Origin of the sequence: Flavobacterium sp. Root186 (genome assembly GCF_001428525.1) — a bacterium.
Lineage (GTDB): Bacteria > Bacteroidota > Bacteroidia > Flavobacteriales > Flavobacteriaceae > Flavobacterium.
Map to the genome: position 1 here is coordinate 40,785 of NZ_LMHW01000010.1, position 25,944 is coordinate 66,728.

The 25,944-nt window shown below is 33.2% G+C and carries 24 protein-coding genes; 5 read left to right on the forward strand and 19 right to left on the reverse strand.

The window, feature by feature from the left end; genetic code table 11:
* Positions 1 to 67: 67 nt before the first annotated feature.
* The 6 genes from ASD98_RS03750 to gcvP form a co-directional block, all read right to left on the reverse strand.
* The gene (locus ASD98_RS03750) at positions 68 to 829 is read right to left on the reverse strand and encodes an ABC transporter ATP-binding protein (protein WP_056200431.1); all 762 of its coding nucleotides are present in this window, start codon (positions 827 to 829) and stop codon (positions 68 to 70) included.
* On the reverse strand, positions 829 to 1,575 hold the full coding sequence (locus ASD98_RS03755; RefSeq protein WP_056200434.1) for an ABC transporter permease: 747 nt from the start codon (positions 1,573 to 1,575) through the stop codon (positions 829 to 831). Before ASD98_RS03755 ends, ASD98_RS03750 begins: the two co-directional genes overlap by 1 nt.
* A gap of 80 nt (positions 1,576 to 1,655) precedes the next feature.
* Complete coding sequence (locus ASD98_RS03760) at positions 1,656 to 2,504, reverse strand: glycosyltransferase family 2 protein (RefSeq protein WP_056203155.1); 849 nt, start codon at positions 2,502 to 2,504, stop codon at positions 1,656 to 1,658.
* A gap of 193 nt (positions 2,505 to 2,697) precedes the next feature.
* On the reverse strand, positions 2,698 to 3,222 hold the full coding sequence (locus ASD98_RS03765) for a methyltransferase (RefSeq protein WP_056200437.1): 525 nt from the start codon (positions 3,220 to 3,222) through the stop codon (positions 2,698 to 2,700).
* Between the two features lie 218 nt (positions 3,223 to 3,440).
* A complete protein-coding gene (locus ASD98_RS03770; RefSeq protein WP_056200440.1) occupies positions 3,441 to 4,499 on the reverse strand; it encodes a 3-oxoacyl-ACP synthase III family protein in 1,059 nt (352 codons plus the stop codon).
* A 315-nt stretch (positions 4,500 to 4,814) separates the two neighbouring features.
* Positions 4,815 to 7,664, reverse strand: coding sequence for an aminomethyl-transferring glycine dehydrogenase (gcvP, locus tag ASD98_RS03775; protein WP_056200445.1), 2,850 nt, complete (start codon positions 7,662 to 7,664; stop codon positions 4,815 to 4,817).
* A 211-nt stretch (positions 7,665 to 7,875) separates the two neighbouring features.
* Here gcvP and ASD98_RS03780 point away from each other — a divergent pair, with 211 nt between their 5' ends.
* On the forward strand, positions 7,876 to 8,682 hold the full coding sequence (locus tag ASD98_RS03780) for a hypothetical protein (RefSeq protein ID WP_056200446.1): 807 nt from the start codon (positions 7,876 to 7,878) through the stop codon (positions 8,680 to 8,682).
* Between the two features lie 262 nt (positions 8,683 to 8,944).
* Here the strand turns inward: ASD98_RS03780 and ASD98_RS03785 are convergent, their stop codons facing one another.
* The 7 genes from ASD98_RS03785 to ASD98_RS03820 form a co-directional block, all read right to left on the reverse strand.
* Entirely contained in the window at positions 8,945 to 9,397 is a 453-nt protein-coding gene (locus ASD98_RS03785; RefSeq protein ID WP_056200450.1) for an SRPBCC family protein, read from the reverse strand.
* Between the two features lie 159 nt (positions 9,398 to 9,556).
* Positions 9,557 to 10,465 (reverse strand): TIGR01777 family oxidoreductase, encoded by a 909-nt coding sequence (locus tag ASD98_RS03790; protein ID WP_056200454.1) that lies wholly within the window; start codon positions 10,463 to 10,465, stop codon positions 9,557 to 9,559.
* Between the two features lie 115 nt (positions 10,466 to 10,580).
* Positions 10,581 to 11,363: a fatty acid desaturase gene (locus ASD98_RS03795; protein WP_056200457.1), complete on the reverse strand. Its 783-nt coding sequence runs from the start codon at positions 11,361 to 11,363 to the stop codon at positions 10,581 to 10,583.
* A gap of 62 nt (positions 11,364 to 11,425) precedes the next feature.
* Positions 11,426 to 11,812, reverse strand: a complete 387-nt coding sequence (locus ASD98_RS03800) for a hypothetical protein (RefSeq protein WP_053470792.1) — start codon at positions 11,810 to 11,812, stop codon at positions 11,426 to 11,428.
* Between the two features lie 5 nt (positions 11,813 to 11,817).
* The gene (locus tag ASD98_RS03805; protein ID WP_056200460.1) at positions 11,818 to 12,177 is read right to left on the reverse strand and encodes a hypothetical protein; all 360 of its coding nucleotides are present in this window, start codon (positions 12,175 to 12,177) and stop codon (positions 11,818 to 11,820) included.
* Between the two features lie 17 nt (positions 12,178 to 12,194).
* Entirely contained in the window at positions 12,195 to 13,277 is a 1,083-nt protein-coding gene (locus ASD98_RS03810; protein WP_369814745.1) for a YqjF family protein, read from the reverse strand.
* Between the two features lie 476 nt (positions 13,278 to 13,753).
* A complete protein-coding gene (locus ASD98_RS03820) occupies positions 13,754 to 14,260 on the reverse strand; it encodes a GbsR/MarR family transcriptional regulator (RefSeq protein WP_056200466.1) in 507 nt (168 codons plus the stop codon).
* 393 nt (positions 14,261 to 14,653) lie between these two features.
* Between ASD98_RS03820 and ASD98_RS03825 the strand changes: the two genes are divergently transcribed.
* The 3 genes from ASD98_RS03825 to ASD98_RS03835 all read left to right on the forward strand — a co-directional run bounded on the left by ASD98_RS03825 (position 14,654) and on the right by ASD98_RS03835 (position 17,352).
* Positions 14,654 to 14,986 carry a hypothetical protein gene (locus tag ASD98_RS03825; RefSeq protein WP_056200469.1) on the forward strand — a complete coding sequence of 111 codons (333 nt, stop codon included), beginning with the start codon at positions 14,654 to 14,656 and terminating at the stop codon, positions 14,984 to 14,986.
* A gap of 331 nt (positions 14,987 to 15,317) precedes the next feature.
* Positions 15,318 to 15,731, forward strand: coding sequence for a DUF1842 domain-containing protein (locus ASD98_RS03830; protein WP_056203162.1), 414 nt, complete (start codon positions 15,318 to 15,320; stop codon positions 15,729 to 15,731).
* A gap of 142 nt (positions 15,732 to 15,873) precedes the next feature.
* Positions 15,874 to 17,352, forward strand: a complete 1,479-nt coding sequence (locus tag ASD98_RS03835; RefSeq protein WP_056200472.1) for a hypothetical protein — start codon at positions 15,874 to 15,876, stop codon at positions 17,350 to 17,352.
* Between the two features lie 82 nt (positions 17,353 to 17,434).
* On the opposite strand, the gene ASD98_RS03840 is transcribed toward ASD98_RS03835, so the two are convergent.
* Both ASD98_RS03840 and ASD98_RS03845 read right to left on the reverse strand, forming a co-directional pair.
* Positions 17,435 to 18,094, reverse strand: a complete 660-nt coding sequence (locus tag ASD98_RS03840) for a vancomycin high temperature exclusion protein (RefSeq protein WP_056200475.1) — start codon at positions 18,092 to 18,094, stop codon at positions 17,435 to 17,437.
* 122 nt (positions 18,095 to 18,216) lie between these two features.
* On the reverse strand, positions 18,217 to 20,244 hold the full coding sequence (locus ASD98_RS03845; protein ID WP_056200479.1) for a M3 family metallopeptidase: 2,028 nt from the start codon (positions 20,242 to 20,244) through the stop codon (positions 18,217 to 18,219).
* Positions 20,245 to 20,461: 217 nt separating this feature from the next.
* Here ASD98_RS03845 and ASD98_RS03850 point away from each other — a divergent pair, with 217 nt between their 5' ends.
* The gene (locus ASD98_RS03850; protein ID WP_242412071.1) at positions 20,462 to 21,133 is read left to right on the forward strand and encodes a hypothetical protein; all 672 of its coding nucleotides are present in this window, start codon (positions 20,462 to 20,464) and stop codon (positions 21,131 to 21,133) included.
* 124 nt (positions 21,134 to 21,257) lie between these two features.
* Here ASD98_RS03850 and purE read toward each other — a convergent pair whose 3' ends face one another.
* The 4 genes from purE to ASD98_RS03870 form a co-directional block, all read right to left on the reverse strand.
* Complete coding sequence (gene purE / locus ASD98_RS03855) at positions 21,258 to 21,743, reverse strand: 5-(carboxyamino)imidazole ribonucleotide mutase (protein ID WP_012022518.1); 486 nt, start codon at positions 21,741 to 21,743, stop codon at positions 21,258 to 21,260.
* A gap of 115 nt (positions 21,744 to 21,858) precedes the next feature.
* On the reverse strand, positions 21,859 to 23,016 hold the full coding sequence (locus ASD98_RS03860; protein ID WP_056203168.1) for a 5-(carboxyamino)imidazole ribonucleotide synthase: 1,158 nt from the start codon (positions 23,014 to 23,016) through the stop codon (positions 21,859 to 21,861).
* Between the two features lie 180 nt (positions 23,017 to 23,196).
* The gene (locus ASD98_RS03865; RefSeq protein ID WP_056203171.1) at positions 23,197 to 23,751 is read right to left on the reverse strand and encodes a hypothetical protein; all 555 of its coding nucleotides are present in this window, start codon (positions 23,749 to 23,751) and stop codon (positions 23,197 to 23,199) included.
* 30 nt (positions 23,752 to 23,781) lie between these two features.
* Entirely contained in the window at positions 23,782 to 25,872 is a 2,091-nt protein-coding gene (locus ASD98_RS03870) for a TonB-dependent receptor (protein ID WP_056200483.1), read from the reverse strand.
* Between the last annotated feature and the right edge of the window lie 72 nt (positions 25,873 to 25,944).

Consider the following 25,944-nt stretch of genomic DNA (forward strand, 5'->3'; position numbering starts at 1 on the left):
AAAAATCCAAATTTCAATCTTAGTAAAATTGGAATTTGGATTTTTTTTATTGGAATTTAAAAAACTTCTAGCCTTTCAAATAAGCTTCACGTACTTTTTTAAACAAGTTCGAAGAATAAACAAATTTGACAATGTCTTTATTATCTGTTACAAATATTTCTTCCTTAGTTCCCTGCCACGCTTTTACTCCTTTTTTTAAGAAAACAATATTCTCTCCAATTTCCATTACAGAGTTCATATCGTGCGTATTAATTACAGTTGTGATATTGTATTCTTCTGTAATTTCCTTAATCAGATTATCAATTAAAGTTGAGGTATTCGGGTCAAGACCGGAGTTGGGTTCATCACAAAACAAATACTTTGGATTATTTACAATTGCGCGGGCAATTGCCACACGTTTCTGCATTCCTCCAGAGATCTCAGAAGGCAGTTTTTTATGTGCATCAACCAGATTTACTCTTTCTAAAACAAAATCAACGCGTTCTTTGATTTTTGCTCTGTTATCGTTTGTGAACATCTTTAGAGGAAAAGCAACATTTTCTTCCACAGTCATCGAATCAAATAAAGCACTTCCTTGAAAAACCATTCCAATTTCAGTTCTTAATTCTCTTTTTTCATCTGGATCTAATTCAGAATAAACTCTTCCGTCAAATTCAATTGTTCCCGAATCCGGCGTATGAATTCCTAGTAAGGTTTTTAATAAAACAGTTTTTCCAGATCCACTTTGTCCAATAATCAAGTTGGTTTTTCCAGTTTCAAAAACCGTCGAAACACCTTTTAAAACTTTACTGTCACCAAATGATTTTTCTATATTTTTTACTTCTATCATTATCCTAATAATAATTGAGTTAATATATAATTAAAAAGAATAATACAAACAGACGTCCATACAAATGATACGGTACTTGCTTTACCCACTTCTAATGCTCCACCTTTCATATAATATCCGTGAAAAGATGGAATTGTAGCTAATAACATTGCAAAAATTAAAGTTTTAATGAAGGCATATGTAATGTGAAACGGAATAAATTCCATTTGAGCACCTTGAATAAAGTCCTGGCTAGTCGAAAATCCGCCGTATGCACAAGCCAGCCATCCTCCAAAAATACCCAAAAACATACTAATCCCAATTACAAAAGGGTACATTAATAAAGCTACTATTTTTGGAAAAACAAGATAATTTAATGAATTAACACCCATAACTTCTAAAGCATCAATTTGTTCCGTAACACGCATTGTCCCGATACTTGAAGTAATGTAAGACCCCATTTTTCCGGCCATAATTACCGAGATAAAAGTAGGAGCAAACTCCAATATTACAGATTGACGTGTAGCAAAACCAATTAAATATTTTGGAATTAATGGATTAGTTAAGTTTAAAGCCGTTTGAATGGCAACAACTCCTCCAATAAAAAAAGATATAAAGCAAACGATACCAAGAGAGTCGATTATTAAATCATCGATTTCTTTGAAAATCAAATTTTTCATAACAGGCCATTTGGTCTGTTTATTGAAAATTTCTTTAAGCATTAAAAAATATCTTCCTATTTGGGATAAATAACGAACTAGCATCATAAGTTTTACAAATATTGGCTAAATTAAGGATTAGTTTACAGTTTACCGTTTCACTTTACAGTTTTTTAAGTTTAAAAAAACTAGAAAAGCTTTTGTTTCATTTTTTGTAAACGATAATTTCTAATAAATTTAGCTTGTTCAGAGGTCACTAATAAAGGAGTTTTAGCTTTTTTGGCTTTCAAAAATCCTTTGATATAATCTAAAAAGAGGAATGGCTTTTTTTTCATCATTGCCAGTTTTGCCGAAGCAATTGCTGTGATCCAAAAACCATAACCTAAAGTATAAAATGCTTCGCCTTGTTTATAGCGGGCTGTTTTGTTGTAATTGGCGCCTGTTGGTTTTAAGTGTTTTACGTGTAAAGATTCATCTGTAACTATTTTCCAATCGTAATATTTACACAATAATTCATCTACGGTATCCCAGCCCATTGCAGGTTTTAAACCGCCAATTTGCTGAAAAGTTTCCTTACGATACGCTTTCAAAGCACCGCGAATATGATCTTTATCGGTTAGGTTTTCTAGAACCCATTCGCCGTTTTTATCAATATAACAGAATCCGCCAGCCATTCCGACTTTTGGATCAGATTCAAAATATTTGATTATGGTTTCAAAATAATTTGGAGGAAAAATTAAATCACCGTCTATTTTTACGATGATATCATAATTAGAATCCAAAGTTTCAAAGCCTTTTTGAAAAGCCTGAATTACTTTACTTCCCGGCAGGTGAATAGCATCTGAAGTTTTGTTTACAACAGAAATGAAAGGATTCTCTTTTGCAAAATCCAAAACAACTTCTTCTGTTTTATCAGTAGAATTGTCATTTACAACCACAACTTTAGATGGCAAAACGGTTTGAGTAACTAGAGACTGCAATGTCAAGCCTATTAAATCTTGTTCGTTGTGTGCAGGGATGACGATGTAGTACTTCATGTTAAATTCCAATTTTTTAAATTCCAAATTCCAAAATAAATTCCAATCTTCTTAAATTCCAAATTCCAACACTTAAAAGTAAATTCCAATTTTTAAAAATTCCAAATTCCAACTTAACTAGTTTAAATTGGAACTTGGAATTGCTTTTTGAAATTTATCCCAGTTTGGAATTTGGAATTTAAATATTGGAATTTTATTTTATTTTTTCAGCTACAACAATATAATATCTTGGAGTAAAATATCTTAATAGAGGTCTCAATCCAAACTTTTTTACCGGATGTGTAAATTGTAAACGATCTGTTATTTTCCACCCCGTTTTTTCTAAAAGCCAGTCTAATTGCCAGTCTTCAAATTCATGATAATGTCTGTCCCACATATCAGTTTTAGAACGATATGCCGGTGAAAACCATAAACGCAACGGAATTGAAATTAGCAGTTTATCACATTTTACGTTTTGTAAAATGGTGTATGGATTTAGTAAATGTTCGAAAATTTCAAAAGCAGTAAAAACAGTATAATCTTCTGTTTGTAAAGCCGTTTGATCGTTGTCTAAATCTTCGCCTTTTGTGTTTTTTACAGTATAACCATTTTCTTCCATTATTTTAGAAAACGGATTTGGTACACCAAAATCAAAAATGGTTTCAGATGTGCTAACGTGCTTTTGTAAAAACTCTAGGGTAAGTTTGAATCTTTTATTCGGAAACGTTTTTTCGTACATAGTAATTGCGAACGAACAATCTCTCGTTCTTGATTTAATTATTTAGGTCGCAAATATACTAAAAAAGTATTCAGTGTTCAGTTTTTAGTGAACAGTGTAGTTATTAGATTTGCAGTGTTCAGATTTTAGTTAGTGTAATTAGTTACTCCTTTTAGGTGGAGATTAAATTCTGTGTAAATACGACTGAATACTAAAAACTGAACACTGAATACTATAAATTAATAGCGGTAAACAAAAGCATTAATATTCATTCCTGCTCCAACTGAAGCAAAAATAACCACATCGCCTTTGTTGATTTCATGATTTTCAATTTTTCCTTGAAGAATCAAATCGTATAAAGTTGGAACGGTTGCAACACTGCTGTTTCCTAAATCATGAATGCTCATTGGCATAATATCTTTAGGTGCTGTTTTATCGTATAATTTGTAGAAACGTTCGATAATGGCTTCGTCCATTTTTTCGTTTGCCTGATGAATCAGAATTTTTTTCACATCGTCGATAGCGATTCCACTTTGATCTAAACAGCTTTTCATAGCGCACGGAACATTGCTTAAAGCAAATTCGTAGATTTTACGGCCATACATCTTAATGTATTTAATATCCGGATCTAAATCTGGATTGTATGATTTTCCGAAGTAAAGGTAATTTGCTTCGTCATTAGCATAAGTGGCACTTTCATAAGATAAAAGACCAGATTCATCAGTAGATGCTTCTAAAATTGAAACTCCGGCACCATCAGAATAAATCATCGAATCACGATCGTGATCATCAACAACTCTTGAAAGCGTTTCTGCCCCAATAACCATAACTCTTTTTGCCATTCCGGATTTGATAAAAGCATTCGCTTGTAAAACACCTTCAATCCAGCCCGGACATCCAAAAAGAATATCATAAGCCACACATTTAGGATTTTTGATGCCTAATTTATTTTTAACACGAGTGGCTAAACTTGGTAAAATATCTGTTTGATGCGTTCCGGTTTTTACATCGCCAAAGTTATGGGCAAAAATAATGTAGTCTAAAGTTTCGGCGTCGATTTCTGCATTTGCAATTGCTTTTTCAGCTGCAAAAACGGCTAAATCTGATGCTGTATATTGAGGTTCGGCATAACGGCGATTTTCTATTCCCGTAATACCTTTAAATTTTTTTATTACGACTTCATTCGGATAACCAAAAGGGGTTCCATCTTCATTCAAAAAAATATGCTTGTCAAAATCTGTGTTTTTTACTTCTAAATTAGGAATATAACTCCCAATGCCAATAATTTTTATTTTCATTTTTTCCCTTAATTATCCGATAAATTTCCTGCTAAAGTATAAATAAAAACATGATAACTATCATAAAAAATACTATGCATGCATATAATTATGAAATAACGATTTTTTGAATGATATAATGGTTATTTTCTAATGATTTTTTAATTTTTCCGAGATTTCAAACGATTGAAGTCAAAGTGATAGCAAAAGTTTTTTTTGTCTCAGGTTTGTGGTTTCAGGTTTTTGTTTAGACTTGAAACCTGAAACTTGAAACAAAAACAAAACCCGACAGGTTTTTAAACTTGTCGGGTTTGAATATATAAGAAAAATAATTTCTTAGTTTTCCATGTAAGCTTCAATAGGAGCACAGCTGCAAACTAAGTTTCTGTCACCGTATGCATCATCTACACGACGAACAGATGGCCAGAATTTATTTTCAGCAATATACTCTAATGGATAAGCTGCTTTTTCTCTAGTATAAGGGAAAGCCCAATTATCTGTAGTTAGCATTGCCAATGTGTGAGGTGCATTTTTCAACACATTATTTTTATCATCAGCAGTTGCAGCTTCAATTTCTTTTCTGATTGAAATAAGAGCATCACAAAAACGATCTAATTCTGCTAAATCTTCAGATTCAGTTGGTTCGATCATTAAAGTTCCTGCTACCGGGAAAGAAACCGTTGGCGCGTGGAAACCATAATCCATCAAACGTTTCGCTATATCACCCACTTCAATTCCGTTTTCTTTAAACGAACGACAATCTAAAATCATTTCGTGAGCCGCTCTTCCACATTCTCCTGTATAAAGAATTGGATAGTGACCTTCAAAACGGGCTTTCATGTAGTTAGCATTTAAAATAGCGTGTTCTGTAGCACTTTTTAATCCTTCGGCACCCATCATCGTGATGTAACCGTAAGAAATTAAACAAACTAAAGCAGATCCGTAAGGTGCAGATGAAATCGCTGTAATAGCTTGCTCGCCGCCTACTTTTAAGATAGGGTTTGTCGGTAAAAATGGAACCAGTTTTTCGTTCACACAAATTGGTCCAACTCCAGGTCCGCCACCACCGTGAGGAATAGCGAATGTTTTGTGTAAGTTTAAGTGACAAACGTCAGCGCCAATTGTAGCAGGATTTGTTAATCCAACTTGCGCGTTCATGTTTGCACCATCCATATATACTAATCCGCCATTATCGTGGATTAATTTTGTGATTTCGATAATTGAAGATTCAAAAACTCCGTGAGTAGAAGGATACGTTACCATTAAACAAGATAAATCGTCTTTATGTTCAATCGCTTTTTCTCTTAAATCTTCTACATCAATATTTCCTTCCGGAGTCGTTTTGGTAACGATGATTTTCATTCCGGCCATCGCTGCAGAAGCAGGATTGGTTCCGTGAGCAGATGATGGAATTAAACATACATTACGGTGACCTTCGTTTCTTGACAAATGGTAAGCACGAATCGCCATTAAACCAGCATATTCTCCTTGAGCTCCTGAGTTAGGTTGCAAAGTTGTTCCGGCAAAACCGGTAATTACATTTAATTGCTCCTCCAGTTTTTTAAGCATCGTGATATAACCTTCAGCTTGTTCAACTGGTGCAAAAGGGTGAATGCTGTTCCAGTTTGGCATTGATAAAGGCAACATTTCTGAAGCAGCGTTTAATTTCATCGTACAAGAACCTAATGAAATCATCGAATGGTTTAACGATAAATCTTTACGCTCTAATTTTTTGATGTAACGCATAATCTGACTTTCTGAATGATGATTGTTGAATACATCATGCGTCAAGAAAGGCGACGTTCTTTCTAATGAAGCCGGTAACTGACTTGCAGCAGTTAATTCTGAAACAGTAAAAGTTTCTTTTCCTAAAGCCTCAGCAAAAATCGCTATAATTTGATTGATATCGGCAATTGAAGTTGTTTCGTTGAATGAGATAGAGATTGTATCGGCATTAACATAAAAGAAGTTTACTTCATTTTTCTCCGCTACAGCTTTTACTTTTTGAGCATCTGCTTTTACTAAAATAGTATCAAAGTAAGCCGTGTTGGTTTGGTAAACGCCTAATTTATTTAAAGCTTCAGCAGCAGTAACTGCCGATGCGTGAACTTTACCAGCAATATATTGTAATCCTTTTGGTCCGTGGTAAACAGCATACATTCCGGCCATAACTGCTAATAAAACCTGAGCAGTACAAATGTTAGAAGTCGCTTTTTCACGTTTAATGTGCTGCTCACGAGTTCCTAAAGCCATACGTAAAGCGCGGTTTCCATTTACATCGATCGAAACCCCGATAATACGACCTGGCATAGATCGTTTGTATTCATCTTTAGTGGCAAAAAAAGCAGCGTGAGGACCACCGTAACCCATTGGTACACCAAAACGTTGAGTTGTTCCAACTACTACAGCAGCTCCCATTTCTCCCGGAGAAGTTAAAGTTGCTAATGATAAAATGTCAGCAGCAAAAGCTACTTTGATTTCATTTTCTTTTGCTTTAGTAACAAAAGCGCTATAATCGTTTACCTGACCGTATTTTCCCGGGTACTGTAAAATAGCTCCAAAAAACTCATTTGAAAAATCGAAAGTTTCGTGGTTCCCAACAACTAACTCAATTCCAATTGGAGTTGAACGTGTTTGAAGTACAGATAAAGTTTGTGGCAAAATTTCTTCAGAAACGAAGAATTTGTGTGTATTGTTTTTCTTTTGATCTCTAGTACGAACATCAAACAGTAAAGCCATAGCTTCTGCTGCAGCTGTTCCTTCGTCAAGTAATGAAGCATTTGCAATTTCCATTCCAGTTAATTCAATAACAGTAGTCTGGAAATTTAAAATAGCTTCAAGACGACCTTGAGCAATTTCTGCCTGATAAGGTGTATAAGCAGTATACCATCCCGGGTTTTCGAAGATATTTCTTTGAATTGGAGCCGGAACGATCGTTGGATGATAACCCAAACCAATATACGATTTGAATACTTTATTTTTCTTTCCTAATTCCTGAATATGATTTGCAAATTCGTATTCCGTCATTGCAGGATCTAAATTCAAAGGCGCTTTTAAACGAATATCGTCCGGAAGGGTTTCATAAACAAGTTGTTCGATCGAGTCAACACCAATGGTTTGTAACATGTGTTGTAGATCTGTTTCTCTTGGACCAATGTGTCTTAAAGCAAAAGCATCTGTTTTCATCTGTAGCAGTCTATTTTTTAAAGATCAAAAGTAATTTGCCGAGTGTTTCTATGCGATTTCACAAGGTTTATTACATTTTATAGTAAATGTGTTGTTTTTTTGTGGCGCAAAATTAAGTATTATTAATAATTTAATGGGTATTTTTAACTTCAATTTTTATCAAATTTCTAACTAAAGAGTTGATTTGTTACCAATTGATTAGATTTGAGGCATGAAACTTCTAAAACAAATATTAGATTTTTATTTAAACAGCAGTATTCACGTGGCTTTATCGTGTTATGCTTTGGTTCGTATTACTTTTCATTTCTTTCATATTCAGTATGATGAACCAATGGCATTGTTTGTTTTTTTCGGAACAATTGTAGGATATAATTTTGTTAAATATGATGCTTTGGTTCGGGTGAAAAGAAAACCGGTTGGAATTCAATTAAAAATTATTGCTGTTTTAAGTTTCATTTCGGTGATTTTAGTGGGTTATTATTTTTTCCATTTAAAACGAATTACACAAATTGTTTCTGCAGTAATTTTTGCCATAACCGCACTTTATACTTTACCGTTTTTTCCAAACAGAAAAAATGCCCGAAATTGGGCAGGAGTAAAAATTTATATTGTAGCACTTTGCTGGGTAGGAGCGACTTTGGTTTTACCCTATATAAATGCCGAAATTCCCTTTACAGCCAACTTTTTTATAAAATGTATTCAGCGTTTTGTTTTGGTTTTTGTGTTGATTTTGGTTTTTGAGATTTTAGATTTGGCCAATGATGATCCTCATTTACAAACCGTTCCGCAAACCATTGGCGTAAAACGAACAAAGATTTTAGGGTTTTCACTTTTGGTTCCGTTTTGGGTTTTAGGAATTTTGAGTTTTACACTTCATGACCTTATCATCAACCTTATTATGGTGGTAACTTTAATGCTTTTTATTTTCTTTGCTAATACAAACCGCTCTCGATATTATACTTCTTTTTGGGTCGAAAGTGTACCCATCTTTTGGTGGCTGATGATTGTGTTTCTATAAATAATAGCCATTTGATTTCTTGAATTATTTGGGCGTGCCCCTCCGGGTCGGGCTATCCGCTCCAAGTCCTCGCACTTCCTTCGTCAGGCTGTGGGCTATCCGCTTCTATCCCTCACGCAAACCGTAAAACCAGAAAATTTATTTTAAAAAGAAGATTTATTAATCTTTTATGAATTGCCTCCAGCTTTAGCTGGAGGTAAAAGTGTTACTTTAATCTGGCTTTAGCCAAATTTATATTTTGGCTAAAGCCGGAGGCAACTCATTATTTTTTTTCTGATACTTCTTTCAAAACCTTATTTCTTTCCAAAAGAAAATTAGTAAGATGTTTTTCTAAAAATAAAATATCGAAAAGTTCCCCAAATATCCCAAACGGAGTTTCGTATTGTAATACATCTTTCATAATTGTTACGCCATTTTGTTCCTCAAAAATATGTTCATGTCTGAAAGATTTGAATTTTCCTTCTTCCATTTCATCCACAAAATAATCATAAAAATCCATTACAGGAATTTGGCTTTTGTGTGTGAGAAAAAAACCAAAATGTCTGCCGCGCCAGGTTACCGTTTCATTTAAATTTATTAATCCAGATGTTACGCCGGCAATTGCCTTTTCTTTTGTAGGACTTGCAGATTGCTGGTGAATGTCGATATTTCGTGAAGCATCAAAAACAATTTGTTTAGATGCTTGTATTTTTGTTGTGAGATGTATTGTTGTCATGAATTTATGTTATTATGTTTTACGCAATCTTGTCATTCTGAGGAACGAAGAATCCTCGTAAGTAACTCTACAAAGATTGGATTTTAGTAACGGAGCTTCTCGCGAGGATTCTTCGTTCCTCAGAATGACAAATACTGAGAGAATATTTATTAAGAAAGTTTAGCGTAATAAATCTCGAAAAGCGTTATCAATATCTCCAAACTTAAATTGAAACCCATTTTCCAAAAGTCTTTTCGGGATCACATTTCTACTTTTCAAAATTAATTCAGGTTCTGTTCGAATGAAGAAAGCTCCAATTTCAAGAAAGAATTTACTAAGTGGAACTCCAAAAGGAAAACCAGTTGCTTTTCGAAGTTTTTGCATAAAATCAGCATTCCGAATAGGTTCTGGAGAAACCACATTTATAATTCCGGTAATTTCTTTTTGAATAATAAGATCAACCACATTCGCAAAATCTTCCTCATGAATCCAGCTTACAAACTGATTTCCTTTTCCCTGTTTTCCTCCAAAACCAATTTTAGCCAAAGTCTTTAACGGAATTAAAGCGCCTCCATTTTTTCCTAAAACTATAGAAGTTCGCAAAGCCGTTTTTAAGGTATTTGGAGTTTCGGTTTTAAAGAATGCCTTTTCCCAGGAAAGTGCCACATTTATAGAAAAGTCATTCCCGATTTCACCATCAACTTCATCCATTTGTTTGTCTAATGAAAATCTGTAAATAGTTGCTGTTGATGAATTCAGCCAATGTTTCGGCGGATTTTTGCAATTTAAAACCGCTTTGTTTAGAATTTTTGTACTTTCAATTCGAGACCAAAGAATTTCTTTCTTATTCTCTTTGGTATAACGACAATCAACAGATTTTCCGGCGAGATTAATTAAAACCGTTGCATTTTCTAATTCGATTTCCCAACCAGAAAAAGTTCTGGCGTTCCAGTTTACATATTTGATTCCGTCAATCACCTGAGATTTTCCTCGCGTTAGAATTACAATTTCGTCAAATTTAGTTTTGAAATGATTAACTAATACTTGTCCAAGAAAACCTGTTCCGGCTGCGATAATAAGTTTTTTCATTGGGTGTAGATTTTTTGCCGCTAATTGCACGAATTTTTATTAATTTTTTTGAAGTGTTTTGCTGAATATTAATTCGTGAAAATTCGTGCAATTCGTGACGAATATTATTTGTCAATTAAAAAGTGTTCTTTTTTTCAATATCAGGAAATACATTATCAATTCTTCTTGCCAGTTCTGGTAATTTAATTGTTGGAACTGCCGGAAATAAATGATGTTCTAAATGATAAAACATACTGAAAGTAATTTTGTTTTTCCAGTCTTCTCGTTGTGTTCTGGCAAATTCCGGAGAATCTTCGGTATCATGATGCACAGTCCAAACAGCAAAGAAAGCCATTAAAAATTCGGCGAAGACCATTATAATAATATGATAAATCAGGAAATGAATCTGAAAATAGAAAATTATAAAGGTTACTACTGCAATAGAAAAAAGCTCTAAGATTACATTTTTGACATAATTTCTATTTCCTTTCTGCAATGTTACTTTGTGAATCAAAAACATATGAATTGGTCCATAAAGTATAGCTCCGTACCAAGTCATTTTTGCTGATTTTCCTTCGTAATCATCATCAGACAAACAATATTTATGGTGTCTTATATGATTGAACTTTACGGCATGAATTGAAACCATCAGCAAAATGCTGTTTGAATAAAGAGTAAACCAGGTTAAGAATTTGTTTGTTCCTAATGAATTATGAAAGCCATTATGTACTTGTCTTAATCCGGCTAGAAAGAAAAAAGCTGAAAAAGGAATTGCTGCTAAATAATAACCAAAATAAGCAAGCGTCATAGAAATTAGAAACCACGGAATTGTCAAGTTGTTTTCAATTAGCATTTCTTTAAAGCTAAGTGTTTTCAAATCTTTCCATTGCACTTTTTTGAGTATTTCCTGATGTGTCATTTTTTATGATTTAAGGTTCTTTAAACCTAACAGATTTTAAGTCTGTTAGGTTTGATTTGAAATTAGGCTTTAAAAACCAATCTTTCTTCTCTTTGAGCTTCTTTAGCTTTTCGTTTTCCTCTAAAAAAGAAATACAAATTGAAAAATAGCATGATACCAAGATAAATAGAAAACCCTCCAATTTTATAACTTAAATTTTCAATTAATTCCTGATAACTGTCTCTGTATAATTGCATTTCTAAAATCATTAAGGCAAAACCAATATTTAAAAGATAGAATCCGGTTTCAAAAAGTTTATTGGTGGCCTCTGCAATTTCTTCCCGGCCTTTAAAGATGTCAAGCATAAAGATTTTTCCGTTTTTAAAAAGCGTTTTAGAAACGTAATAAGTTAAAAATAAAGCGACTGGTAAATAAATACTGTAACCGATTAAGATTTTTGTAGTTTCCATAATATTTAGTTTTTGTTGTTATGAATTAGTTTTTGAATGTATTTAGTTATAATTAAAATGTTGAGGTAATGCAGGATTGAAATAATAAAAATTATGACAGCTGTTTTTATACAGATAATTTCAATCAATTGTGTTGATGAAATAATTTTCTGCCAGGATATTAAAGTCATGGCACAATAACCAATATTTAAAAGGTAATAGGCTAAAAGCAAAATCTGATTGATTTTTTGGCAAATGTCAGCATGATCAGGGATTAGGTCTGCCACATAAATATTTCCGTTTCTGTAGCAGATTTTTCCGACTTTCAGAATGATGAAAGTCGTAATGCTGAGATATATTAAATATCCGATGATGTTGAAATTCATGACGATTATTTTATCGGTTAATATTCATAATTTAAACCGCGTGGTATAAAAAGATCTGCAATTTCTAGTTTGCGTTTGTTTTTTACTTCAATTGCTGATCCTTCTGCAAGGAAAATTGAATTTGGAATTGCAGTTTCTAAAAACTCAAATTCATTACCATAATTTTCTCCAAAATCAATGTCCATTTTCTGATTGATAACTTTGTATTGTTCCCATCTCGGATGTTGAACTTCATATTCAAAAGTCACTTCTTCATCAATTTTGGTATAACCGAAATAATGTTCTGTTATAAATTCAGCTTCAGAATCATTTTCAATTTCTATTAGTTTTTTTTCAGTTTCTAATTGAATAGTATTCCAGTTTTCCTTGTTTTTCCATTGATAAATAAAAGTGTTTGTGTTTTCATTTTCAATGATTTCATGTCTCATTTTCTGAGTTTCATAATGTTCCTGATACAAAGTATTCGCAATAAAAGTGATGGCTTTTTTAGGAACAATTTCTTTAATGAAAACAACTCCACGTTTCCATTCTCCGTTTTCAAAACGTTTTACATAGAACCTTAAATTGACTTCTTCAAAATGGATATGAAACGGAACTTTCAATCCTAAAACTTTAGTGTTTTTAAACATAAAACTAACCAGACTCACATAACATTTGTTGCTCCATAAATCTATCTCAGTACCATTTGGAACATATTTTTCTAAAATTTTAGGATCAACTTCATAATTGAAAAGTGCTAAGTTTTTCCATTCTGCTTTTAGAAATGAATCAGAAGTAATATTGGCTGTTAAAAAGTAGAAGTAGGTTGCTATTAACATTGGAAATAGAAAGAAACAAAGGAAATTCGCAAAATCATTTTCGTAAATAAAATTGATCACAATAAGTAAAAAATCTGTTAGTACTAAAAGCCAGTAAATTTGAATTTTTCTCTTTTTTTCTTTGCTGAGCTCCTTCATTTTTGCAAGTAAAATAATTCCTATTATCACTTGTACAATTCCTAAAACGATTTGGAATAACATACCAAAATATACGAAAAGGTAAAGTCCAAGAGTTGTGAAATAAAATATTTTATTGATTTTATGTAATGTGGTAAATGTCATGGTTAATTTGTTTTTGAATTTTAAGATTGAAGATGGTTATATGATTTTCAGAATACCAAACCTATTTTTAGATCACAAATCCTAAGTTTTCGCATTTAATTAGTATTCTATAAAAATAAATGGCAGTAATATTCGGGATTAGAGTTACAAAAACGACTTGTAAAAAATCATTCCACATTATGAAATTGAAAAAGGAAAAAAGAATGATCGCATTTAGAATCGTAACGGTCCAATATGTCTTTATTTGATTTTTGATTTTATAATTATTTGGTTTTGAAAATATTTCAATGCTTAAAAAAATTGCCGAAATCAATTGTACTATTAATAAAAATGCTTGTCCGGCAAAACGTAAATAACATGTTAAATAGAAAAGGAAACAGATTATTAGGGCAAATTTGTTCATGCTTTTTGTTGATACCATAGTTATTGATTGTTTTAAACTTTCAGAAAAAAATGAAAGTTTTAATTAAATTTTTTTATTTCATCATTTTTATAACCAATTTCCCTAACCAGTTTTCATTGAATTCAGTCATTTTGTCCAGCATATTATCCGCTTTTAAAACGAAATCGTATAATTTAGAAGTTTGGTCAACAAAGTGTTTTTCTTCAGCCGAAGAATCTTTTGCCTCAATTGTCGAAACTTCTTTTAAGATTTTAAGTGCAGGTTTAATTTCTCTTTTGCTTCTTTCTCTGGAGATTTTTGCTGCTAATTCGTCTAAATCTTTTTCAGCAGTAAAGAATTCTCTTCTCTCGCCGGCTTTAAATTCTTTATATACAATTCCCCAATCCATTAATCCTCTCAGATTCATACTTGCATTCCCACGGGAAATTTGTAATTCTTCCATAATGTCTTCCATCGAAACAGCCTCGTTTGAGATCATTAATAAAGCGTGGATCTGTGCCATCGTTTTATTAATTCCCCATTGAGAACCTAAAGCTCCCCAGGTTTGTATAAACTTATTTTTTGCTTCTTTGAATTCCATAGATCAAATGTAAACAAAAGTTTTTAAACTTTCAAAAATAATTGAAAGTTTGTTTTTTTGAATTGTTTTATTATTTTTTAGATTAAATAAAAACATGTTTTATGTATTGATTTTAATTAATTGATAACCAATATTATCTATTCTGCGGCAATTTTTTTATTTGGCCAAAGCATCTGCTATAATTTTGAAATCGAAAAGAAAATAAGCTAGCAATCTTTTTTTCAAAGTTTGTTTCAAGTTGAAAAGAATAAAATTTTATGAAATTCTCCCTGAAACAACAAATCAAACAAAATTGAATTAAATCACTTAGTGAACTGTTTCGCACAGAAAAAGCGGCTGCGAAAACCGAAAAGCAGAAATAGAGTAGGTCATAAAATTTTAAAAATTAATATCATGGCAATTCAAACAGTAGGAAAATTTAAATTAAATCAACAAGGCGGGTATGTTTGCAGAACAGAGTTTGTGTATTTAGACTCAAATGGACAATTGCAAAGTTCTTCTCAAACTGGTAATGAACTTTTAGGTCAGTCGTATACGACAGATCCGGGAAGTCTGGGCGTACCGGACGGTTCTGTACTTTGGATGAAAATCTGGGTTATGGCCGGACATGACAATCAAGCGCAGCAGGCTTTTATGTACCAGTCAGGAAATTCGGCTGTTGCTGATTACACTTGTTCAGGAACTACTCTTTCTAATCATTTAGCTTTAGATGGCGTAAGTTCATAGTAACTTAAATAAGTTTTAAAACCACTGATATGCAATAGAATATTAGTGGTTTTTTTGTTTTAAGCAGGTGTTTTTACTGGTGAAATTTTCTCGTGTCACTCTTAAGCTGTTTCATGTCAAAGAAACTCCATTTCACATCATTTTTCCATTTATGTCTACTTATCTGATATAGTTTTGAAGTAGAAATAAACCAAAGTATTACTATTTAATATAAGCAATAAAAGTGTTTAAATAAATATAAAACTTCAAAATAGGTGGAGCAGAACCCACTTAAAAAAACGAGGCGGTACCGAAAAGCCTTATGAGTAGGAAAACCAAAAATACAAAAGTTATGGCAGATTTATTAGCAGGTGCTTATTTGGCAAAAGGCACAATAGGAAATGTAGGAACACCAGGTGCTCCAATTGCAACATTTAGTTTAGTTGTTGTACCATCACAAAATTCAGTTTCTGGTACAGTAGTAATTACTCAGGCAATAAATGGCCCTGATGGTCATATTGTTGTTCCTGTAACTGGAAAAATATATGCAGCAGGAATTGGACAGTATACACAATTAGTTAGTTTAAAAGGACAATATGTTCAAACTTTTCCAGCTCCGGCAATTGGTGCTTTTTTAGCCGATTTTGACGCTCATTTAGCTGTTAATGCAGAATGGAACGGAATTGGAGGTTTTTCATACTACCAACATAATATTGAAAATGTACCTGTAAAAGCAGCAACAAATTTACAACCAGAGTTGGCATAATAAGAGACCCCAAATATTAACAACTCGAATTACGAAACATATTAGGATTTAATTACGCCTGATTTGGTTACAGTTTTGATTGAAAGGGTCGTCTTTTTAGACGGCCTTTTTTATTACCGAAAAAAAAATAAATCACAAAAACATGAAAAGAAAACCTATTATTATCTTATTATTAGTAGTTTTTATTGTTGCAGCTGTTTCAATATTTTTTTTAAACAAAGAAAAAATATTAGGAAAAGCCGGAGTTTCAGGATATGCTAAAACGGCAGCAGAACCTTGCGAATGCGAAGCAAGCTGGTTTCCGCACGAACAGACACCGCCACCTGCAGAAGGAGACGGAAGTCCTTTTGATACTTCAAGTACCACAAATTGCATTTTCCATCAATGGTCATGGCAGAAATTTCTTTGGGTGACAAAACCTCTTCCATCCGGAAATCCTTTGTTTTTAGATTCTTTGGATGTTGTTAGTCCTGAGATGGCACCGGTTGCTCCGCAATTAGGATTGAAATTAGTTTTAAGCTCAATTAATCAGGCAGGTCCAGAAGGGGTGTTAGTTTCTAACGCAAAATTTGTTCCCGGAAAAACGGCTGGCGATACTGTATATTATTCTATACACGTAAATAAAATATTATTTGATAAAGCAATTATCGCAGCTTCTGAAATTAACAGCGGAAAAGTTCCTTATTCAAATTTAGAAACATTTCCAGTTGGTGCATTTGAATTAAAAGTTTCATGGATTAGTACCGATGCAATTCCGAAAGAAAAAATTGCAGAGTATTTCGTTACGAAAGCAGCATTCAAAAATAAGCAAGGGCAATATGTCGCAAAACCTGTTGCTTTATTAGGGATGCATGTTGTGGGTGTTGTAAAAAATCATCCTGAATTTATCTGGGCAACGTTTGAGCATAAAGAAATGGCACCGGTTTATGACTGGAAAAGTAATTCTGTGACTTCGGCAAAAGAAATGCTGCTTTATGAAAGCGGAACAACATCTGGATTGAAAGGAATAAAATGGAATAAAAAAGGCAAGAAACCATTAGAGCCATATAAAGCTTTTGTTCTTTACGAATATGGTGTTCCAAAAGTTATAACTACAAATGCTTACATGACAACAAGCCAGGCTGAACCTGCTAATTTTGACAATATTAATACGATCAATAAATGTGTAGCATCAAAATTAACAGATGTTTTTAAGAATTACTTTTATAACGGGTCAATTTGGTTAAACACAGACGGATTAACTCCGGCGCAACAGGCAAAAACTATCGTAAAAAGTAATATATCAAGCGTTCTTCCAGATTCATTGGCAAGAGGTTCTGCTAATTTAGCAAACATTACAATGGAGACTTACACGCAGACTTTTAAGGATAGCATACATAAAATTAATGTTGGTAATTTGGCGAATTGTTTTAGCTGCCATCAATCTCAAAATTTTGACACTATAAGGGGAATCGGGAAATCTCCTTTATATTTAAGCCACGTTTTTGAGTCTTATTTGTATACTACAAAACCTCATCCGGCAACTGCTAAAAATGTTAACCTGAAAGCTAAACGCATCGAAGAAACAAAAGCACTTAAACTTAAACAGTTTGAAGAAGTGTTTGCTCGTCGAAATAAATAGTTCATTTTTTGCAAAACAAAAAGTGTCTTATTTTAATTTTGCTCCAAATGAAAAGCCGAAGTATTACTTCGGCTTTTCTATTTTATCTTTTATCCTCTTTTGAATAATTAGAAGGACCATTAATGTTAATTGAATTTCCCAGAAAACGAGGTTCCCGATTTCTTAAAACATCAAAAAAGGACTTGAAAATTGAACCATATTCTCTAAAACAAACATAAGTATATCTGTGATATTCTCCATTGTTTGCAGAATATCCAGCCGATTTTATTCCAAGCTTTTGTCCAATATAGATGGCTCGGTTCAAATGATATTCCTGAGAAATTAATGTTGCTTTTTTAATCTTAAAAATATGTTTCGCACGATACATAGTAGAGTAGGTGTCGAAACCTGCGTAGTCAATAAATATTTTTGTTGTATCAACTCCATGATTAAAACAGTAGTTTTTCATAACCGTTAATTCATCATATTCATCACGGCCATTGTCTCCAGAAAGTAGAATTTTATTGATTCGTTTGGCTTTCCAAAGCATAATTCCCGCATCCAAACGATCTTTTAAATATTTGCTTGGCTGATTTCCATTAATTCCTGCACCAAAAATAATTCCCACATCATTCTTAGGGAATTTCTTTATTGAATAATAAATGTTTTTTTTTGTAGAAGATTTTACGTAGTAATTGACAGAAACAACTGCAATCAGTCCAATAATAAAAAGGTAAAGGGCTATTTTGAAATATTTTTTCACGGCTTGTATTTGTAAGATTAAGATTTAAAACACGAAGATAGTTAAAGTAAAACCAAATAAAAAACCGAAGTATTTCTACCTCGGTTTCTACTATTCTAAGAAGTCTAAAAATCTAAGAAAGTCTAAAGCAACCCCGCTCTCTTCAATAAAGCTTCTGGTTTCGGTTCCTGACCTCTGAAACGTTTGTATAAAGTCATCGGATGTTCTGTTCCTCCTTTAGAAAGCACATTATCTTTAAATTTCTTTGCTACTTCTGCATTGAAAATCCCTTTTTCCTGAAAGTATTCAAAAGCATCTGCATCCAGAACTTCAGCCCATTTGTAGCTGTAATATCCAGAAGAATAACCGCCTTGAAAAATATGAGAAAAGGCAGTACTCATCGCATTTTCTTTTACATCTGGATACAATTGTGTATTAGCAAATTGTTGGGTTTCAAAAGCTTTTAAATCTGTAATGGGAGTTGGATCTTGTCCGTGCCATGCCATATCTAAAAGTCCAAAACTTAACTGGCGCAAAGTTGCTAAGCCTTCTTGAAAACTCGCACTTTCTTTAATTTTCTGAACATACTCAATCGGAATAATTTCTCCGGTTTCATAATGATTGGCAAACAAAGCTAAAGCTTCCGGTTCGTAACACCAGTTTTCCATAATCTGACTTGGTAATTCTACGAAATCCCAGTAAACTGAAGTTCCTGATAAACTTGGATAAACTGTGTCCGCAAGCATTCCGTGTAAACCGTGCCCAAACTCGTGGAATAAAGTTGTAACTTCATTAAAAGTTAATAATGAAGGTTTCGTTTCGGTTGGTTTTGTAAAATTACAAACGTTCGAAATGTGCGGTCTTTCGTTTACGCCATCTTTTACGTATTGCGATTTAAACGAAGTCATCCAGGCACCGTTTCTTTTTCCTTTTCTTGGGAAGAAATCAGCATAGAAAATCGAAACCAAATTGTTATTTGCATCTCTTACTTCATAAGTAGTAACTTCTTCGTGATATTTATCGATATCAAAAACTTCGGTAAACGTTAAACCATATAATTTTTTGGCAACCGTAAAGGCACCGTCTAAAACTTTTTCTAACTGGAAATAAGGTTTCAGTTTTTCATCATCTAAATTAAAAAGCTGTTGTTTTAATTTTTCAGAATAATAAGCACCATCCCATTTTTCTAATTGCTCGATTCCGTCCAGCTCTTTTGCAAAAGCAGTTAATTCCGCAAATTCTTTTTGAGCTGCCGGTTTTGCTTTTGCTAATAAATCATTTAAGAAAGAGAAAACTTTCTCCGGGCTTTCGGCCATTCTTTCTTCCAGAACAAAATGTGCATGCGTTTTATAACCTAATAAATTGGCTCTTTCAAAACGCAATTTGGCAATTTTTAAAACATTTTCCTGATTATCAAATTCGTTGTTCTGAAACGCTTTTGCACCAAAGGCAATTGCCATTTTTTTACGCAATTCACGATTATCTGCATAAGTCAAAAACGGAACATAACTTGGATGATCTAAAGTGAAAATCCAGCCTTCTTTTTCCTGATTTTTGGCTAATAACCTTGCCGCTTCTATTGTGCCTTCTGGTAAACCAGATAAATCTTTCTCATCTGTTAAATGCAATTCAAAAGCATTGGTTTCTGCTAAAACATTTTCACCAAACTGTAAACTCAATTTAGATAATTCTTTGTCAATTTCTCTTAATTGATTTTTCTTGTCTTCAGGCAAATTCGCTCCGTTTCTTGAAAAGCTTTTGTATTTTTTATCTAATAAAGTCGTTTGTTCCGGATTTAAGTTCAGACTTTCTTTTTGATCGTAAACGGCTTTTACTTTTGCAAATAATTCAGCGTTTAAACGAATATCATTTCCGAATTCTGAAAGTAAAGGCGAAACTTCCTGAGCAATTTTCTGCATCTCGTCATTTGTTTCAGCCGAATTCAAATTGAAGAAAATACTCGAAAGACGATCTAAAATATCGCCAGAAAAATCCATCGCCACGATGGTGTTTTCAAAAGTTGGCGCATCCGGATTATTTACGATGGCATCAATTTCGGCTTTAGCCAAAACAATTCCTTCCTGAAAAGCCGGAACGTAATCTTCGATTTTAATTTGAGAAAAAGGTGCAGTATTATGTTTGGTTATAAATTTTGAAAGTAAAACGCTCATTATGATATACTATTTTTTATTAATTGAAGTCAAAATTTTTGAATTCCAAAGATAATACTTTATAGAAATCTAATCATCTATATAAAATCGATTGTGAGCATAAAATCCTCTTAAATTGTGTTATAGATATGTTATTTATTCCCTTCCTTGGTTTTAAAAGCGTAAATTGAAAAAAAGATTAGAATTATAAAATACTAATCATAATTAAAAATAAAAAATGATGAATTATCAAGTTGTAATAAAGAATATTGATACGGTTAATGAAGTTGAAGGGTATTGGTCAGATGAAGATTTTATTCAATTATTAGAAAAATTCAACTATCCGGATGGAGCGACCGCTGAAAAAAGCAGTCTGCCTGAATTATTAGAAATGGCAATTTCTGATTATGAACCTAATGAAGCGGCACAGATTGTTTTAGAATATAAATTGGGAGAGGAATTAACCGAGGGTCAAATCGAGCAGATTTCGAACAATATGTTAATTGATAAAGTTTGTGAGGAATATCCGGAAATACACATGCAAGGAACTTTGTTCCATGTCAATCAATTGCTTTTTAAAGCATACAATGGGAAATTTCCAAATGCAAAAGCTTCTGTAGTTCACTTTTCAATGACACCAACCGATGGCGAAACACAAAAGTTAACCGCCGAAAATATTCTGAAATTATTGAACAATGGTTTGTCTGACAGAAATCTTATTAAAAGATTATTTGAAAATCAAATGTCTCAGAATATTCCGTTTCCGGAAGCAGAAAGTATTATCTGGGAATTGACCACAGAGGATGACATAAATTATAACCTCGTTACTTCAGAGAATTGGATAAATAAGGATGATGTAACAGCATCTGAATTTGAATCTATTTTGGAGGAAGTTGAAGATGAAGTATAATTTATAAATTTTTTGTTTCACTGAGACTCGCAAAAAAAGCACAGAGATTCGCAAAGTTTCTATAATAATATAAAAATCTTAGCGAATCTCTGCGTTTTTCTTTGTGTAACTCTGCGGAATAATTCTATTTTTTCAAACCTTCAGCCGCTTTATTAACTGCAGCTTTCAATTCTTCTTTATAAGAAATAATAGTGTCTAAAACTTTTTTATCGTGACTTCCAATAATTTGTGCCGCTAAAATTCCAGCATTTTTTGCTCCGTTCAAAGCCACAGTTGCAACAGGAACGCCGCCTGGCATTTGAAGAATCGATAAAACCGAATCCCATCCATCAATAGAATTACTTGATTTTACAGGAACTCCAATTACAGGAAGAGGCGACATAGAAGCCACCATTCCTGGTAAATGCGCTGCACCGCCCGCACCGGCAATAATTACCGAAATTCCGCGTGTATGTGCATTTTTACTAAAATCGAATAATTTTTCCGGCGTTCTGTGTGCCGAAACGATATCTACTTCAACTTCTACATTAAATTGTTTTAATATGTCGATGGCATCCTGCATGACTGGCATGTCTGAGATGCTTCCCATTATAATGGCTACTTTGCTCATTTGTTTTTTGTTTGTTTTGTTTCAAGTTTCAGGTTTCAAGTTTCAAGTTGTTGGAAACTGTAAACTCTGTTTGTTTAGTTTTAACTGAATACTGAAAACTGCGACTTGTCACTGATTATTGACCACTGATCACTTTAATAGTATTCTTAACTTTCTCAGCAATTCTTCTTGCTTCAACCATGTTTTCATTTACGATCGTAACGTGGCCCATTTTTCTAAACGGACGAGTTTGTTTTTTACCGTAGATATGCGGCGTAACTCCGTCCCATCCTAAAATAGTTTCGATATTTTCATATACTACATCTCCAGAAAACCCTTCGGCACCAACTAAATTTACCATAATTCCGGCAACTTTACTGTCTGTATTTCCTAACGGAAGATCTAAAATAGCGCGTAAATGATTTTCGAATTGTGAAGTATAACTGGCTTCAATAGAATAATGTCCTGAATTGTGTGGACGAGGAGCGACTTCATTAACCAAAATCTCATCTTCATGAGTTTGGAACATTTCCACAGCCAAAAGCCCAACATGATTGAATTTTTCTGAAACATTCAAAGCAATTGCTCTGGCTTTTTCTGCCACTTTTTCATCGATTCTTGCAGGGCAGATTACGTATTCAACCTGATTTGCTTCGGGGTGAAATTCCATTTCTACAACTGGATACGTTTTAATTTCTCCTGATGGATTTCTTACCACAATTACCGCTAATTCATTTTTGAAAGGAACCATTGTTTCTGCAATACATTCTACATTTGGTAAATCGTCCATATCAGAAATCTGGCGGATCACTTTTACGCCATTTCCGTCGTAACCAAACTCAGTGCATTTCCAAACAAACGGAATGGTGATTTCATTATTTCCAACTGATTTTTGCAAATGTGTTGGACTTTCAAAACGTAAATAAGCAGCAGTTGGGATATTACTTTCGGTATAAAAATCTTTTTGAGTTCCTTTATTTTGAATTCCTTTTAAAGTCTTTGGTGATGGATATACTTTTAAGCCTTCGTTTTCTAATTGTGTTAAAGCTTCAAGGTTTACCAATTCGATTTCAAAAGTCAAAACATCGACTTGTTTCCCGAAATTATAAACCGTTTCATAATCCATTAAATCACCCTGAAAGAATTTATTGCAGGCAATTTTACTCGGCGCTTCGTCACTCGGATCTAAAACATAAGTTTGTATGTCAAATTTTCTGGTGTCGAACAAAAGCATTTTGCCTAATTGTCCGCCGCCTAATATTCCTAATTTAAAATCAGAAGAAAAATAATTCATTTTGTGTTGTGTTTTTGCAAAGATACCTTTTAATCTTTTTTCAGCCAAAATTTCGTTGACTACTAGTTTTTTGTTAGCCACGAATTCACGAATTATTTTTTTCTTTATCTATAATAAAATTCTCAGTTAGCAAAACGTAAGTCAGAATCAAAAATAATTCGTGAATTCGTGGCTGAAAAATTATTTCTCGATTTTCTTCAGAACTTCGCGCGCAACGGCTTTGTATGCTGCGGAATGATCTCCGTAATCTTTATTTAAAATAACTTGAAGCTCAGGATGAATCCAGTCGTAATAATTTCCCAAGACATATAAGGTTCTTATAGAATAGGCTTTTGTCGCTACTTTTACATCATTTATAAGCCAATCGAAACTAGCTTCAATACAATACTGAAGATTTTCTTCGGATAAAGAAATGCTGTTTTCGTCTTTTTTAAAATGTGATTTTACTAAAAGCTGTACCACTTTTGCAATTGGCCTAAGTGCACTTTCATCTTTCAGAACTTTCAAATTAGAACAGAAAAAATCAAGGTGGGGCTGGAGCCAGATTAGTTCTTCGTACGATACAAATTCAAGAATCCAGCAGGCTTTATGATTGTTTTTGTTTTCGGGCGAAAAGCAAATCGAAACTAATTCTTCAAATAAAGATGGGTTTTCAAGAATGTCTTGCGCGCACTTTAACCGGTTTTCCCGATAAGCACTTACATAATCCAGTTTTTCGTGTAATACAGAAAGCATTTTTTTAGGTTTGGGGGTGATTTCAAGCATCTAAAATAAATAATTTAATGAGATAGTTCCGTAATAATTTATAGGAAGTCCGGGATAATAATAGCGGGGTGTCGCGTTTCCAGCCGCAACAGCATTTGGCAGTATTAGTGATGCGTATTTTGTATTTGTTACATTATTTATTCCAACAGCAAAATGGGAGGTCAAACCTTGCAGAACCTCCAATCGATAACCTGTTTTTAAATTGATAAGATTATAAGAATTAGAAAAAGCAGTATTGGCATCATTCATCGGGATTTCATCCACGAATTGATAATCGGCATTGAAATAAATTCCAAGATTGGTGTTTAAAGTAATTCCGGCGTTGACTTTGTTTGCCGCAACTCCGGTTAATTTATTCCCAGAATAATCATTTCCATTATCGATAAATTCTTTAAACTCATAATTTCCTAAAGATCCGGCTAAATAGGAATTCAGAGAAAAGAAATTATTAATTGGCCAATTGTGATTTAATGTAATTTCGATTCCTTCATGAAATGTTTTTCCGGCATTTAAACCCACATATTGATCATCGCCAACTCTTTTAGCAACTAATAAATCTTTAATTTCCATTCGGTAAACTGCAATTTCTGTATAAAGTTTTTTATTGAAGAAATAGAACTTTCCACCAACTTCAAAATTATAACCATTTTCAGGTTTTATATTGGTATTGATTGTGCCTTCGCTTGTAAGAGTTTCTTCTGTCGCTGGTAACGAAAATCCTCGGCTAACAGAAAAATAAACAGTCTGCTGCAAATTTGGTTTAAATAATAAAGACAATTGCGGTGAAAAAATACCGTCATAACTATATTCCTGATTTGTATTTTGGGTATAATTATCTAGACTGAATTTTGTTTTATTATAATTTAAACCTGCCTGAATTTCAAATTGTTCTGAAAGTAATGTTCTAAGTTGAGAAAAGATATTATAGAAATGTCTTTTTTGACCCGTTTCTGTAAGCTGATCACCTTGTAAACTTCCTAAGCCATTATTTTGCTGATATAGGTTTTCGAAAGTATTACCTTTATAAGTATCCGTAAAATATTCAATTCCGGCAATGAAGTTATTTTGTGTTTTTCCAATTTTAAAATTTCCGGCGAATTGCGTTCTTGCACCCGTTGCAAAAGTATATTGACGCAAAATATCAAAAGGCCTCGGTTCGTTGCTGTCTTTATAATTGATGAAAACTGAAGTTGAGTTTTTTAAATTTTCATTAATTGAAAAATCATAAGCAATTCCGCCCAAAGTCGATTTGTATTCTTTATATCCCTTAGAAGCAACCCAGGTTGGCGCACCAGATTCCGGATTATTTTCAAAAGCGTTTTTATTAATCGAACTCGGGATAAAAGCTTTTAAATAAGTATAATTTGAAAAGTAAGTCAATTTGCTGTTTTTCTTTCGAAATAATTCTCCTGCAAGCGTAATTCCTTCTCGTTTGTAAGCACTATTTTCTCGCCAGCCGTCAGTTTTTAAATTATGATAACTAATGTTTAAGCTTCCGTTTTTTTCATCTAAACCAAAATTCAAACTGTTTTTCAATAATCCATAAGAACCAAAAACTGAACTTATGCCTGCAGTTTGATTTCCGTTTTTAGAAAGCTGAGGTGAAATTAAAATAGCACCGCCTAAACCAGCGCCATAAACACTCGAAAGAGGCCCTTTAATAATTTCAATCTGGTTGAGGTTTTCCAGATCAATATCGTCAATAACCGTTTCGCTGTTTCCGGAAGTCAGCGGAATACTGCCATAAAAAGCCCTGATTTTATTAGTCCCATAAGTTGTTCTCGCGCCAATACCACGAATCGAAATTCTTGTTGTAGTAAAATTAGAAGACTGCATAAAAACACCCGGAATGGTGTTCAATACCGTTGTAATATCTGTGGTGTTATTTTGCAGTAAATCTTTTTTCGAAAGGATTCCAATCGAAGCCGGAGTATTTAATAAATTGTTATCAATATGAAGCGGGCTGATGACAACTTCTTTCAGTTTTTCAGTTTTTAGAGAGTCAATATTTTTGCCTTCTTTTTTTTGAGCTTCAATGTTTTGAAAAATAAAAAGCATAAAAAGAAAAAGACAATATTTTTTTAAGATCATAAATGATTTGAATTAAAGACGTAGTTTTTTAAAACACATAGAAACATAGGATTCATGGAGGCAAAAAAGGTG